The 14,641-nt window shown below is 68.2% G+C and carries 11 protein-coding genes; 1 reads left to right on the top strand and 10 read right to left on the bottom strand.

Annotated features, from left to right (window positions below):
• Positions 1 to 11: 11 nt before the first annotated feature.
• The 9 genes from FBY33_RS10655 to FBY33_RS10615 all read right to left on the bottom strand — a co-directional run bounded on the left by FBY33_RS10655 (position 12) and on the right by FBY33_RS10615 (position 12,306).
• Positions 12 to 1,691, bottom strand: coding sequence for a GAF domain-containing sensor histidine kinase (locus FBY33_RS10655; protein ID WP_142030534.1), 1,680 nt, complete (start codon positions 1,689 to 1,691; stop codon positions 12 to 14).
• A gap of 126 nt (positions 1,692 to 1,817) precedes the next feature.
• On the bottom strand, positions 1,818 to 4,532 hold the full coding sequence (gene mgtA / locus FBY33_RS10650; protein WP_235010536.1) for a magnesium-translocating P-type ATPase: 2,715 nt from the start codon (positions 4,530 to 4,532) through the stop codon (positions 1,818 to 1,820).
• Between the two features lie 126 nt (positions 4,533 to 4,658).
• Complete coding sequence (locus FBY33_RS10645; RefSeq protein ID WP_142030533.1) at positions 4,659 to 5,339, bottom strand: class I SAM-dependent methyltransferase; 681 nt, start codon at positions 5,337 to 5,339, stop codon at positions 4,659 to 4,661.
• A gap of 62 nt (positions 5,340 to 5,401) precedes the next feature.
• Positions 5,402 to 6,250, bottom strand: coding sequence for an esterase/lipase family protein (locus FBY33_RS10640; RefSeq protein ID WP_142030532.1), 849 nt, complete (start codon positions 6,248 to 6,250; stop codon positions 5,402 to 5,404).
• A 358-nt stretch (positions 6,251 to 6,608) separates the two neighbouring features.
• Positions 6,609 to 7,880 carry a S8 family serine peptidase gene (locus FBY33_RS10635; protein ID WP_142030531.1) on the bottom strand — a complete coding sequence of 424 codons (1,272 nt, stop codon included), beginning with the start codon at positions 7,878 to 7,880 and terminating at the stop codon, positions 6,609 to 6,611.
• 4 nt (positions 7,881 to 7,884) lie between these two features.
• Positions 7,885 to 8,598, bottom strand: coding sequence for a CPBP family intramembrane glutamic endopeptidase (locus FBY33_RS10630; protein WP_142030530.1), 714 nt, complete (start codon positions 8,596 to 8,598; stop codon positions 7,885 to 7,887).
• Between the two features lie 6 nt (positions 8,599 to 8,604).
• A complete protein-coding gene (locus tag FBY33_RS20690; protein WP_235010535.1) occupies positions 8,605 to 9,315 on the bottom strand; it encodes a hypothetical protein in 711 nt (236 codons plus the stop codon).
• Positions 9,316 to 9,434: 119 nt separating this feature from the next.
• Positions 9,435 to 10,490, bottom strand: coding sequence for a 2,3-butanediol dehydrogenase (locus FBY33_RS10620; protein ID WP_142030529.1), 1,056 nt, complete (start codon positions 10,488 to 10,490; stop codon positions 9,435 to 9,437).
• A gap of 25 nt (positions 10,491 to 10,515) precedes the next feature.
• The gene (locus FBY33_RS10615; RefSeq protein ID WP_142030528.1) at positions 10,516 to 12,306 is read right to left on the bottom strand and encodes an NAD(P)/FAD-dependent oxidoreductase; all 1,791 of its coding nucleotides are present in this window, start codon (positions 12,304 to 12,306) and stop codon (positions 10,516 to 10,518) included.
• Between the two features lie 160 nt (positions 12,307 to 12,466).
• Here FBY33_RS10615 and FBY33_RS10610 point away from each other — a divergent pair, with 160 nt between their 5' ends.
• Positions 12,467 to 13,756, top strand: coding sequence for a GAF domain-containing protein (locus FBY33_RS10610; RefSeq protein WP_142030527.1), 1,290 nt, complete (start codon positions 12,467 to 12,469; stop codon positions 13,754 to 13,756).
• 46 nt (positions 13,757 to 13,802) lie between these two features.
• On the opposite strand, the gene FBY33_RS10605 is transcribed toward FBY33_RS10610, so the two are convergent.
• Entirely contained in the window at positions 13,803 to 14,582 is a 780-nt protein-coding gene (locus FBY33_RS10605) for an SDR family oxidoreductase (protein WP_142030526.1), read from the bottom strand.
• Positions 14,583 to 14,641 lie beyond the last annotated feature (59 nt).

Raw genomic sequence — 14,641 nt, 5'->3', positions numbered from 1 at the left:
AGCCCTCACCCTCATTCAGGGAGGGGCGCCGTCCAGGTCACGCTGGTGCCCTTGCCGGGGGCGCTGTCAATAATGCAGGTCCCGCCCACGCGGGAGGCCCGGGTCTTCATGTTGTTCAGGCCGCTGATCCGGCCGGGATCCGTGAAGCCCCGCCCATGGTCGCGGACGGTGAGCACCACGTGGCCCTCCTGCACGGAGAGGTGCACGTAGATCTCCTCGCAGCCCGAATGCCTGACGGCGTTGCTGACGCTTTCGGACAGCACCGGCAGCAACTGTTCGGCCACCTCGTCTCCGACGACGTCATCGACGGGGCCCGAGAGCTGGATCCTCGGAAGGACCCCGGCCGCGTTGGCAGCTTCCTGGACGGCGCGCAGGACGCGGCCGCTCAGGAGCTCCCCGTCCTGTTCCCGGGCCTGCAGGGCGTAGATGGTGTCGCGGAGCTGGTGGATGCAGTCGTCCAGTTCCGTGGTGATGCCGGCAATCCGCCGCTCGTGCGCGAGAGGGTCCCCGGTGTAGCGGCGCAGCCCCTGGATGCTTAGCCCGGCCGCGAACAACCGCTGGATCACCAGGTCGTGCAGGTCCCTGGCGATGCGTTCCCGGTCGATGAACAGCGCATGTTCTTCCCGCAGCTGGTTGGCCCGCAGCAGGTCCAGCGTCAGGCCGATCCTGGACGCGAAGACCGCGCTTTGTTCAAGATCAACATCCGTGTAGCGGCTTCCGCTGGACGGGCGCGCCAAGATCAACACAGTGTCCCGGTGTCCGTCAATGTTGTTGCCCAGCGCAGCGAGGAGGACCGGTCCGAGCTTTTCGGCGGAGGCTCCGTCAAACACCTGGGCAGGGTCCTTCACGATCCTGGACTCCCCCGTGGCGAGCACCTCGGCTACGGCGTCGCCCACCGGAAGCTCCTGCCCGGCGGGTATGGACTGGACTCCCAGGGAGGTCCGGCACCGCAGACTCCCGTCCCCGGCAACTGACGCGATGATGGACAGTGCCGAGGCCGAGGCGTGCAGCGCACGCTCGGCGATCATGTCCATGTTGTTCGTATCGGACCGCGGGTTGGCCTTGAGCCTGTCGCTGACGTCCATGCCCGCTTCCAGCCACCGCTGGCGGCTCCTGCTGTCCTCGAACAACCGTGCATTCTGGATGGCTACACCGGCGGCGGATGCGAGGGCAACGGCAAGGTCTTCGTCCTCGGCCGTGAAGTCCTGGCCGTCGGTCTTTTCCGTCAGGTACAGGTTCCCGAAAACTTCGTCCCGCACCCGGACGGGGACGCCCAGGAAGGTCTTCATTGGCGGATGTTCGGGCGGGAAGCCCACGGCGATGGGGTGTTCGCCGAGGTCATGGAGGCGCACCGGGCTGGGCTCGCGGATCAGGTGCCCCAGCACGCCGTGGCCGGTTGGAAGGTCGCCGATGAGCCGGGCACCTTCTTCGTCGATGCCGACAGTAATGAAGTGGCTGAGCTGCTGGTCATCACCGATGACGCCCAGGGCCCCATAGCGCGCGCCCACGAGCTCGCAGGCGGACTGCACCACCCGGTCCAGTACCACTTCGAGGCTGAGGTCTTCTGTCAGGGAGACGACGGCGCCGAGCAGGCCCTCCACGTGTTCCTGGGTCCGGACCAGCTCATCTGCCCGGTCCACGAACTCACGCAGAAGCTCCCTGGTTCGTCGCCGGATTGGTTCACGCCACATAAAGAAAACACCTCAGTCGTAGAGCATCACCCACGGCGGGCTGCATCGCCCTGGATCCGATTTGTGACAGCCCCCAGTGTCTCTCACCACCATGCTAACAACCCCGGCGGCCCAGCGGCTTATAAGTTACGTCCGGGCTGCCTTCCGTCCCCGCAGCCGTGCGCGGCGCCGGCTCCGCGGCTGCATCGGAGGCCGGGGCACCTTGACCGGGGCGCTGAACCTGAAGGCCCTTCGGGCGATGTGGTGCGTGGCGTGCCGGGGCCGGACGGGCGGTGGCGGGGCCGGCAGCTGCTGGGCATCGCGGGCGAAGAACCACTGCTTGGCCAGCTCCACCAGCACCAGGTACACCACCACCATGCCCAGCAGGGCGAGGAAGAACGGGACCGGCAGCGGGTCGAAGCCCAGCACCCCGGCAAGGGGCGAGAGCGGCAGGAAGATCCCCACGGCCACCACGCCAAGGGATGCGGCAATCAGCCCTGCTGAGGGCCGGCTGCGGAGGAACGGCACGCGCCGGGTGCGGATGGCGAAGATGATCAGCGTTTGGGTGGCGATGGATTCGATGAACCAGCCGGCGCGGAACTCCCCCGGAACGGCGTTGAACACGAACAGCATCAGGGCGAACGTGGCGAAGTCGAACAATGAGCTGATGGGGCCGAAGAGCAGCATGAACCGCCGAATGAAGGCGATGTTCCAGTGCGACGGCGCGCGCAGCTGCTCCTTGTCCACCCGGTCCCCCGGGATGGCCAGCTGCCCGGAGTCATAAAGGAGGTTGTTCAGCAGGATCTGGCCCGGCAGCATGGGCAGGAAACTCAGTACTACGGAGGCTGCCGCCGCGCTGAACATGTTGCCGAAGTTGCTGGACGTTCCCATCAGCACGTACTTGATGGTGTTGGCGAAGATCCGCCGCCCCTCCATCACGCCGTCGGCCAGCACGCCCAGGTCCTTGTCCAGGAGGACGACGTCGGCCGCGTCCTTGGCCACGTCCGTCGCCGTATCGACGGAGATGCCGATGTCCGCCTTGTGCAGTGCCAGGGCGTCGTTGACGCCGTCGCCCATGAAGCCCACCGCGCCACCGCTCTGGCGCAGGAGGCGGATGATCCGCGCCTTTTGTTCCGGCGAGACGCGGGCGAAGATGGTGGCCGTCCGCGCGGCGGCGGCAAGGTCGGCGTCGGACATCTGCTCAACCTGCGTGCCGGTCAAGGTGCCGCCGGAGAGCACATCAAGGTCGGCGCAGACTTTTTCGGCCACCTTGGCGTTGTCCCCGGTGGCGATCTTCACCGAGATCCCCAGCGCCTCCAGCCGGTCCAGGGACTGGCGGGCGTTGGCCTTGGGCCGGTCCAGGAAGACGAGGAAACCGGCCAGGGTGAGGCCGCGCTCCTCGGCCGGCGTCAGCCTGGCCAGCCCCACAGCCGGGCGGGTGGCCACGGCTACCACCCGGGCGCCGGCGCCGAACTGTTCCTCCAGCATGGCCCGCACGGCGGGCGGGACGGGACCGCACAGGGCCAGGACGTCCTCCGGCGCACCCTTGGTCACAAGCTGTGCCGGACCTCCCCGGTCACGGACCAGCGCCGTGGTGCGGCGGCGCTGGTGGTCAAAGCGGATCAGGTCCAGCCGGTCAAAGCGCCCCGGTTCGAAAGCCGCTGCGCCGGCGCTCTCCCATAGGGCCGCATCCAGCGGGTTCTGGCCCGCGAAGGAACCCTTCGCTCCCGCATAGTCCGCCTCGGTGGCCAGCAAACCCAGGGTGAGCAAGCCGCCGTCGGACACATCCGTTGTTGCCGGGAGGGCAGCGGTGAAACTGATTTTCCCTTCGGTGAGGGTGCCGGTCTTGTCCGTGACCAGGATGTCCATGTCCCCCAGGTCCTCGATGCACACCAGGCGCTTGACCAGCACCTTCCTCTTGGCCAACTGCCGGGTTCCGGTGGCCAGGCTGGTGCTGACGACGGCGGGCAGCAACTGCGGGGTGATGCCGACGGCGATGGCCAGCGAGAAAAGCAGTGATTCAATAAGCGGGCGTTGCAGCAACAGGTTGGCCACGAAGATCAGTGTGGTGAGGACCATGGCCACCTGAAGCAGCAGGAACGAGAAACGTTTGAGTCCCAGCTGGAACTCCGTCTGCGGCTGCCTCTCCCCCAGGCCCAGCGCGATGCGTCCGAATTCGGCCCGGCCGCCGGTGGCCACCACCACCCCGATGCAGCTGCCGGACTGGATCACTGTGCCCATGAACCCGCAGGAGGCGAGGTCGCCCAATGCTGCGCCCCCCGGCACCGGCGCGGTGTCCTTGGCAGCCGGCTGGGACTCGCCCGTGAGGATGCTTTCATCGCAGAGGAGGTTGCTGGTGGTGAGGAGCCGGATGTCGGCGGGGATGATGGCACCCAGGGAGAGATGGACGACGTCGCCCGGCACCAGGGCGGTGACGTCCACTTCTTTGGTGGTTCCACCGCGAAGCACCACGGCCCGGTGGGTGACACGGTCATGCAGCGCCTCGGACGCCCGCTCCGCGCGGTACTCGTTGGTGAAGCCGAGGCCCACGCTGACCAGCAGGATCACGCCAATGACGATGGAGTTGGTGGCGTCGCCCAGGAACAGGGACAGCGCGGCGGTGACCAGCAGCAGGATGAGGATGGGGCTGCCCAACTGCCGGCCCAGCACTGCCCAGGCGTTGGCGCGGTGCGTGCGGACGGCGTTGGGGCCCAGGCTTTCAAGCCGCGCTGCCGCTTCTTCCGCGCTCAGTCCGTCCGGGGCCGATCCCAGCCGCTCCAGCGTCTGCTCCGCCGTCAGGGCCGCGGCATCAGTGATGGGCAGCTGGAGTGAGCTGTGCTCCCGGACGTTCGGGTCTGTCATGCCGGATCCGATCGGACACGTTGATTTGTGGCGCTACCTTAGGGCAAGGGTACGACGCCGAGGCGTCAGGTGTGTGTCTACGCCGCTTGCAGGGTCCCGCCCTCACTTCATGGCGGGGAGTCCTCGTCAGCCGGGCGGACCGGGGCTGGTGGCCGTGCCCAGGATGTGCGCGAGCGGAGGATTCAACCGCTGCACGGCGAAACCGAAGCGCTGGTTGTCCTGGACCGTGAATCCTGCTGCCGTGATGGTGGCGAGTGTGTCCCGGTTGAGGTGGCATCCGCCCATGAACCGCCCCCACACGGGGGTCAGTACATCTTCCGCCCGGGCCAGCACCGGGTGCCGGGACCGGACGTGCTCGTAATAGGCAAGGGTGCCGCCGGGGCGCAGGACGCGGCGGATCTCCGCGAGCACGGCGGACTGGTCCTTCACGCTGCAGAGGACAAGGCTGGCCACTACGGCATCGGCGCTGCCAGATTCCGCCGGTAAGTTCTCTGCGGCAGCGGCCGCCACGGTGACCGGAACGCTGGCGGCGGCCACCTGTTTTTCTGCCACGCCCCGGAGGTAGTCATCAGGCTCCAGTGCCAGGACCTGGGTCACGGCGGGAGGGTACAGCGGGAAGGAGGAGCCGGCGCCGGCCCCGATTTCGATGACGGAGCCGTGCAGTCCGGCCAGGATACGGCGCCGGTGGTCGGCGGCCCCGCGGCGGTCCATTCCGCCCACGGCCCGGGCAAACGCCCGGGCGAAAAACGGGTGCTGCAGCGGACCCGGGCCCGCCCCGCCCTCCGTGCCGCCAGGTGTGCTGTCCATCCGGATACCTCCTTGGGACTGGTCTGGCTCTCATCATGGCACGGAGTGCGGGGGCGTGGGCGCTACAGGCAGCTCGGCTGGTACGCGGGGTCTGCGGGGCCGGAGGGCTGGCTTAGTGCGTTCGCCACGAACTGGTGCACCACGGGATCGTTGGGGGTCTGGTCATGTTCGAAGACATCGGCCGGGCACTTGTCCTGGATGGTGATGTTGGTGACCTGCCTGGATGGTCCCACCAGGAACTGGCTGTTGTAGGGGATCACCACTTCGTCGTAGACGGTGGAGATCACGGTGTAGGACGGTCCGGCCACGGTGTCGCCCTTGGCGTTGACTTCCTGCATGAAGGCGGACCCGGCCTGCTGGTCAGCGCATGCGGCGCAGCCCAGGGTGGTGTAGGCGGGATCGGGGACGGCGTCCGGCGGCGGCACGATCAGGCCCTGGGTGCCGTGGTTGGAAGGCGCAATGCCCACCAGGTGGTGGACGTACTTGGCGCCGCCCAGCAGGTGCATGTAGTAGCGGGGCATCATGCCGCCCTGGCTGTGGCCCACCAGGTCCACTTTGGCGGCACCGGTGGCGGCGCGGACGGCGTCAACGAACGGGGCCAGTTCCTTTGCGGAGTCTGCCACCGGGGCGGTTGCGTAGACGCCGTTGGTCTCGCCGTAGTTGAGGGCAAAGACGCAGTACCCGGCGCTCTTGAGGTAGGGCGACAGGGTGGACCAGTTCTTCGCCATGCTTTCGAAGGTTCCGGGTACCAGGACCACCGGGTACGGGTGCTCGGCGGAAGGCTTGCAGGACCAGTCGTTGGCGCCCGGCGGGGCGATGTCCAGGGTGTCGGCCTGGGCGGGAACCGTGGAGAGGGAGCCGGCCAGGACGGCGGCTGCGGCGACGGACAGGGCGCGTTTAAGCAGTGACATATAAACCTCTTTGTTCGCGTGTCAGCAATGGTGTCGCGGCCGGGTCTGCTGGTGGCGGTGTCGCGGTTTGTACCAGGCAGGTGCCGTGCTGCGGTCCTAAAATGCTAGGCAGCAAGGAGCATCAGGTAAGCCCGCCTGCACGAACGTGCGTGGAACGAAATCCGCTCCGGCCCGCGCCTACCGACCCGGCACGGGACGCCGCCCAGATTATTGTTACTGGTGAGTAGCCAGTTCGAACCGGCGCAGTGCTGCGGCTGCCGGAACCGGCAGCGTGCGGGGAGTGCAGGGCGCGCTGCACAGATGTGCACAGCGCCCCGACCTGGCTCCACCTCCCTAACCGGCCTTATCTGAGGCCGGTTTACTTCACGGCGTTGACGGCGTTGGCGGCGTTCACCCGGCCGTACGCCCAGTAAGTGCCGGTCCCGGAGACCCTGTCCGCGGTAAATTCCACGTTGGCCCGTACCGAGGCATTGGTGGCATCGGGGTGGGAGCTCCAGGCGAGCGCGGCGGTGGCGGCCACGATGGCCGAGGACATGGAACTGCCGTTGCCCACGTCGTAGCCTCTGGAGCGGTTGTTGGGAACTTCAAGGGCAAAGGCGTGGTTCGGGAAAGTGGAGTAGACGTTGACGCCGGGCGCCGCCACGTCCACCCAGCTGGCTCCGTAAGTGGAGAAGGATGCCTTGAGGTCCTTGTTGTCAGTAGCCCCGACCGCGATGACGTTCGGGTAGGAACCGGGGTAGATCTTGGTCTGGTTTCCACCGTTTCCGGCTGCTGCCACCAGCACCACACCCTTGGTCCAGGCGTTGTTGACGGCGGCCTCGAGCGTGCGCGACGCACGGACCCCGATGCTCATGTTGATCACCTTGGCGCCATTGCTGACGGCCCAGTTGATGCCGTTGGCAACGCTGGAGCTGGACCCCACCCCGCTGTCGTTCAGGACTTTCCCGGCCAGGATGGTGCAGCCCGGGCACACCCCTGCCACGCCTGCCGAGTTGCTGGAGGCGGCGGCGACGATGCCGGCCACATGGGTGCCGTGGCCGTAATAGTCCTCCGCCACAGGGTCACCGGTCTTGGTGGCGGCGTCACTGAAGTTGGCGCGTGCCACCACTTTGGGGGCGATGTCAGGGTTGTCGCTGGCCACGCCCGAGTCCAGGACGGCCACCTTGATGCCGGAGCCGGTGGTGGTGTTCCAGGCTTCGACGGCGTCGACGTCGGCGTCCGCCGTGCCCGCGGGCACGGTGATGTCGCCGCGGGTGTTGGTGAAGGACTGGCCGGTGTTCTGCAGCGCGTACTGGCGGGGGAAGTACGTGTCGCTGGTTGCCACTGTGGCAGGTTCGTCCGGCTCGGCGTACTCAACGGACAGGTTCCGGCTGAGCGCGTCGATCAGCCGGGCTTCCTGGCCGGCGGGCACCGGGACCAGCCGGGCGCCTGTGCCGCCCACGGCGGAGCCGGCCGGAAGACCGTACTGGTGGAGCACGCCGGGGGCCGCGCCGCCGTCGTACGTTTTGATCAGGATGCGTCCCGCTCCGGCGGGCGACGTGGACGGCGCCGCACCGGCAGCGGGTGCCATGGTGAGTGACCCAAACGAGAGGACTGCCGCCGTGAGACCGGCGATGACGACTTTCTTCATGAGGTTATGGTGCGGCATGGTGCCCGGAATCGGATAGGGGCAAAGTCCCCTCATCTTGCCGCCCGGGCGGTTGCGGCAGCCAGGCGTTGCGGGCCGCGCGGACGCCGCAGGAGTCGGTGGCGGCATGGGCGATGGACACCGCCAGGAGTGAGCCGCTGCGCTGGGCCGCCCACCCGTACCCAACCCCGATCAGGCCCGCGCCCAGCAGCACGGGCCACCGGCCGCGCGCATGGGGACGGACTGCGAGCGGGACCAGGTGCCACGCGGTGAAACCGAGGGAGGGCCAGAGCCAGCCCAGGACCTTACGGTCCGGGAAGACGGCCAGCGGCACGCCGCGCCACAGGGCTTCCTCGGCCAGGGCGTTGGTGGCGCCGATGCCCATGGCGGCGATCGCCGCCGCGGGGCCCGCCTTCCTGGCGTTGGGGATCAGTTCCGTGGCGATGGCGCCGGCCGGCGGGACGAGCAGGACGCTCCACATCAGCGCCCCGCTTCGGGGTTCGGTGGCGGGTGCACGCCACAGGTCCACCAGCCGACGTCGGCCCGCCAGCACGAGTGCCAGGCTCCAGCACAGTGCCCAGTAGGCGGCGAACCCCGCCTGGTAGCCGCGGCGCTTTCCGAACCGGCGGACGGTGAACCTGAAGACGGGGACCATCAGGGCGGGCACCGCCGCGGGCATCACGGCAGCGGCTGCCCGCCGCCACATCCTGGGTGGGTTCATCGGGGTCTACTTAAGGCTCAGCACCTCGTCGATGGGGCGGCCGTTGACGAACACCTGCGCGCTCGTGGCGCCGGACGCCGTCATGGCCGTGTATTCCAGCTGCGCCTTGGCCCGCGGAACGTCGCAGACCCCGCCGAGCATGAACTGCCCGGAGAGCCAGATGGTGATGGTGCTGCCGTTCAGCTCGCCACCCAGGTACGTCAGGCTCGACTGGTAAAGGACGTTGATGAGCCCGGACTGCCCTATATCACGGCTCTTGTTGGCCAGCAGGGTCCCGATGCTGGGGCCCACCTGGTCCGTGAACTGGACGGGGGCTGTGGTGGTGGCCACCAGGCTGTCGCCGCAGCCGATCGCGGGTCCGGAGACGCCGTTGTCACCGACGGCCACGTAGTAGATGGTCAGCGGGGCCACCTGCTCGGGCAGGCCGGTGGGCGTGGGTTCCTGCGTGGGCGGCGGGCTGGCAGGAGTGGACGACGGCGGCGGGGCGGCTGAGGTGGTGGGCGCGACTGAGCTGCCCGGCGTCGTGGTGGGGTTCCCCGAGGTGGTGGGAGTCGCCGTCGTGCTTGGGCTGGCGCTTGGGGACGTGCTGTTGACAGTGGGGCTCGGGGCCGCGGAACTGGTGGAAGGGGCCGGTGCGGGCGGGCCGAAGCATGCCGTGAGGACCAGCAGTCCGCTGAGCCCGAGAACGCTGAGTGCCGAAAGCCTGGGCCTGGTCATGATGCCCCCTTGAATGCGGGTCCTGCGGTTGCAGGACCCGCATTCAAGCTACGCCTGAGGGTTAGTCCAGAACAGGGACTAAAGTCCGGGCCCCGCGTCGGAACACCGCCCGCCACGCCCTACGGGTGCACCAGCACCTTCACCGCCGTGTCCTTGTGGTTGATGAGGGTGTCGAAGCCCTGCTCCACCAGGTCCTCCAGCGCGATGCGGCCGGTGATGAACGGCTTGAGGTCCACCTTGCCCTCCTGCACCATCTTGATCACGGCCGGGTGGTCGCGGACGTAGGCGATGGTGCCGCGCAGGTCGATCTCCTTGAGCACCAGCTTCTGCATGTCCACGGTGGCCGGCGCACCCCAGATGGACACGTTGACCACCACGGCGCCGGGCCGGACGGCGTCGAGCATGGTGTCCAGCACCGCGTTCACGCCGGCGCATTCGAACGCGACGTCGGCCCCCGCCCCGCCCGTGAGCTCGCGCACCCGCGCCGGGACGTCCTCCTTGCTGGGGTCCAGCACGTGGTCCGCCACGCCGCTGGAGGTGGCCTTCTCCTTGCGCGCCTGGGTGAGCTCACTGATGATCGTGGTCACCCCCATGCCCTTGAGGACCGCGGCGGTGAGCAGCCCGATAGGACCGGACCCGCCCACCAGCGCCGTGTCGCCGGCCTTCACGCCGCTGCGCGCCACCGCGTGGTGCGCCACGGAGAGCGGTTCGATCAGCGCCGCCTCATCCAGCGGGATGTCCCCGATGGGGTGCACCCAGCGGGCGTCCACCACGATCTTCTCGCTCAGCCCTCCCCCGCCGCCGGAGAGCCCGATGAAGCCCATCTGCCGGCACAGGTGGTAACTGCCCGCCTGGCACATGTCGCAGCTCCCGTCCACAAAATAGGGTTCGACGACGACGTTGTCACCCACTGCCAGCCCGTCCACGCCTTCGCCGACTTCGGAGACAGTCCCGGAGAATTCGTGCCCCAGGGTCACCGGGGATTCCTCGTGGGAGAGCGGGTGCGGATGGCCCGGTGCGGGGCAGAAGATGGGCCCTTCCAGGTACTCGTGCAGGTCCGTGCCGCAGATGCCGCACCACGCCACGTCGATCTTCACCGCCCCCGCCCGCAGCTCCGGCTCCGGGATGTCCTCGATCCGGATGTCCTTGCGGGCGTGGAAACGTGCTGCCTTCATGATTCCTCCATGCTGTGAAACGCGACTAGCGGGTGTGGTGGCTGGGCTGCAATTCGTAGACGGGTGTTTCGAGTCCTTCCATCCGCGCCTTCAGCTGCAGCGCCAGGTACGCCGAGTAGTGCCGGCTCTGGTGCAGGTTGCCGCCGTGGATCCAGAGCTGCGGCACGTTGGTTGGCTTCCACATATTGCGCAGCTCCCCCTCCCAGGGACCAGGGTCTTTTGGCGTGTCCGAACCGTATCCCCAGCACTTGCCCACCCTGTCCGCGATTTCGGGCGAGACCAGGTCCGCCAGCCAGCCGTTCATGGAACCGTAGCCGGTGGCATAGACAATGAGATCCGCCTCCAGCTCGGTGCCGTCGTCCATCACCACGGCGTTGCCGGTGATCTTGGCGACCTGGCCTGACTTCAGCTTCACCCGTCCGTCGATGATCAGCTGGGAGGCGCCGACGTCGATGTAGTAGCCGGAGCCGCGCCGCAGGTACTTCACGAACAGCCCGGACCCGTCCACACCGAAGTCCAGGTCGAACCCGGCGGCCTCCAGCTGGGAGTAGAACTCGGCATCCCGCTGGGCCATCTGCTGGTACACCGGCACCTGCGCCTCCGGCAGGACGCGCATGGGCAGCGAGGCGAACAGCAGGTCGGCCTTCTCGGTGGTGACGCCGTTCGCGAGCGCCCGCTCGGAGTACAGGTCCCCCAGTGCCAGGTCCATCAGGGATTCGCTGCGGGCGATGTGGGTGGAGGAGCGCTGGATCATGGTGACGTCGGCGCCGTGCTCCCAGAGGTCCGCGCAGATATCGTGCGCGGAGTTGTTGGAGCCGATCACCACGGCCTTCTTCCCGGTCCAGTCCCCGCCGCCGGGATGCTGGGAGGAGTGTCGCTGCTCGCCCAGGAAACTCTCGGCGCCGTCGAACTTAGGGATGTTCGGGTAGCCGGAGACGCCCAGGGCGAAGACGAGCTGCTTGGGCCGGAGGGTCACCGGTTCGCCGTTGCGGAGGACGTTGACCGCCCATTCCTGCGTGCCGTCGTCGTACTCTGCTCCCACGCACTCGGTGCCGGACCAGTAGTTCAGCTCCATGATCCGGGTGTAGTGCTCCAGCCAGTCGCCGATCTTGTCCTTGGCGGCGAAGACGGGCCAGTCGTCCGGGAACTTCAGGTAGGGCAGGTGGTCGTACCAGACGGGGTCGTGCAGGTGCAGGGACTTGTAGCGGTTGCGCCAGGAGTCGCCCGGGTTCTGGTTCTTCTCGATGATGATGGTGGGCACGCCCAGCCTCTTCAGCCTGGCGGCCAGGCCGATGCCGCCCTGCCCGCCGCCGATGATCACGCAGTAGGGCTGTTCCTCGTACCCCAGCCGGGCCTCCTGCTCCTCCTTGAGCTCCTTCCAGGAGCGGCGCCCGCGGACAATCTCGTGCGCCACACCCTGTTCGCGGCGCGGGCCCTTCTTCTCCTCGAAGCCCTTGAGTTCCTGCATGGTGGTCAGCAGCGTCCAGCATTTGCCGTTCCGCAGCCGCAGGTGGCCGTAGCCGCGGGCGGCTCCGGTCTCGAACGTGATCCACGCTTCCACCGCCGCCGCGTCCCCGGTGGCGTCCTCCGCGAGCGCCCAGTTGGCCGGCTGCACGCGGTCCAGGGTGGCCTCGAGCATGCGCCGGATGTCCGCCTTGCCCTCGAGGGTTTTGAGGTTCCAGGTAAACGCCACGAAGTCGCGCCAGTAGCTTTCGTCCTCGAAGAGCTCCAGCGCTGCCTCCACGTCACGCCGCTGCAGTGCATCATCCAGCCCGGCCAGCCAGGCCTGGGCGGCGGCGGTGGGTGTTTGGGTCATCTCCACTCCTTTGTGCTGTTCCATGTGGTGCCTTTTCATGGGCTCCGCCACGGCCCTGCGATATGCTGGGGCGGGCGTGAGCTGCATCACTAGTGGAACCCTGCGGGGGTAACAACGGCGTTACACGGATCGGCAAAGGTGCCGGGCCTGAGGAGGAACAGTGGACCAGGGCCTGCGGTTTTCGGACCCCGCACGGTATGCGCGGACGCTGCGGCGGGCGCATGAGCTGGTCATTTCCGGTGTGCCGCGGCCCGAAATCCCCACCAGCCTGGTGGATTCGTGGCACCGGTCCATGGCGCTGGGCATCAGCCCGGACCAGCACAGCCCGCGGCACCTGCACGAGCCGTCCGAGGTGCTGCAGCTGCGGCGGGACCACCGGCTGCAGCACGTGATGCCGGCCCTGCACGATCTCCTGGCCGACGATTCCCGTTCCGGCCGCCACCTGCTGGTGCTCACCGATGCCAGCGGCGAGATCCTGTGGCGGGTGGGCAGCCCGGCGGTCCTGCGGCGGGCCGACCAGCTGGAATTCCTGGAGGGCGCGGACTGGTCCGAGGCCGGAATCGGCACCAACGCCATCAGCGAGGCCCTGGTCACCGGCGGCGCCGTACAACTGTTCTCCGCCGAGCACCTGGTCCGGACCCACCACGAGTGGGCCTGCACCGCGGCGCCCATCACGGATCCGGCCACGGGACGGGTGCTGGGCGTGCTGGACGTGTCCGGGCCGCTGGATACGCTCAGCGCGGACACCCTGAGGATGGTGCGCTGCGCCGTCCGTGTGGCGGAGGCTTTGCTGGGAACGTCCGACGCCGGCACTTCCTTGGGTGCCTCGGCTTCAGTGCGTGCGTCCCGGCGTCCTGCACAGACTGTTGCCGGGCAGGCTGCTGCTGTGGAGTCACTGGAACTGCTGGGCGACAAGCCTGCGGCGGTGTTTGCCGATGGCAGCCGCGCACCGCTGACGCTGCGCCGGGCCGAGATCCTGGCGCTGCTGGGTTCCCGGTCCCAGGGTTGGTCCGCGGAGGAGCTGGCCTATGAGCTGCACGGCGACGCGGGCACGCCGCAGGCCATCCGAACCGAGATGTTCCGGGTTCGGTCGATGCTGGGCGGGGCCGTGGAATCGAATCCGTACCGGCTCGCCGCGGGGCTGGCCGGTGCTTCCGATTCGGGGCGGGTGCTGCGGCTGCTGCGCGACGGCCTGGTGGCGGACGCGCTGGAAGCGTACACCGCTCCCCTGCTCAGCAGGTCCGGTGCACTGGCCGTTCAGCTGCTGCGGGACCAGCTGGATCTGGCCGTGGGATCGGCCGTGCGGGCCAGCGGGGATGCCGGGCTGCTGGTCCGGTGGCTCTCCACCGATATGGGCGCCTTTGATTCGCAGGCTGTGGAGGCATTGGGCCGGCTGGTTGGGCGGACCGATCCGCGGTACCTGGCCTTCCGGGCGTCCTCCGGCGCCTGAGCCCGACCCAGCCGTTGATCCAGCCAGCCCCGTCAGAACTGGCCCCTCACCAGACCGAATCGCCGCGCAGCACAACGTCGCTGCCGCCGTCGACATAAACGATCTGGCCGCACAAGTGCGTGTTCTCCACGCTGTTCAGCCACGCCAGCAAGCGGGCCACAACAATGGGTTCGGCGATGCCGTTCAGCGGCATCGGAACCACTTCCAGCAGTGACTTCCGTGCTTCCTCTGTGACGATCAGGTCGGCCGTCATGGGGGTGGCAATGACGCCGGGCGACACCGCATTCAATGGGATCCCGGCTCCTGCCCATTCTGCTGCAGCGGCGTGGCGGCGGACCCACCGGGACAGTGCAAGCTTCGTGGAACAGTAGATGAGCCCGCCGGTGGCCGGCTCCTTCGCCAGCACTTCGGCGCGGGCCATTGCCGGCTGTTCGTCCCCGGCGGTCAGCAGCGCAACGAGTTCCTCATCGCTGGCCATAAGAGCTGCCATCGATGAGACCACGACGGCCCGCGGCGCGTCCGAGCCGGCGAGCAGGGGGCGAAGCCCTTCGAGCGTTGCGAGCGCCCCGAAGAAGTTCACCGAAACGGTGGGGGGACCCGGGACGGCAAGGCCGGCCACGGCGTAGATGGCGTCGATCCTACCGCCGCTGACCTTCCGCACCGCATCCACCAAGGCGCTGCGTCCTTCAGCCGCGGAGAGATCCGCCACCACTTCGGCGTCGTGGACATCGACGCCGATGACACGCTCGCCACGCTGCTCGAGCAGTTCCTTCGTAGCCTTGCCAATGCCGGAGGCCGATCCGGTGATGACTGAGATGCGGGGCATGGCGTCTTCTTTCCCTGGCTGGATGGGCTTGGATTCACTCTGCGCGCCAGTCCGGGGGC

Origin of the sequence: Arthrobacter sp. SLBN-112, assembly GCF_006715225.1 — a bacterium.
Classification (GTDB): domain Bacteria; phylum Actinomycetota; class Actinomycetes; order Actinomycetales; family Micrococcaceae; genus Arthrobacter.
The sequence above is the reverse complement of the archived record's forward strand: the minus strand, read 5'-3'. Positions and strand labels throughout refer to the sequence as shown.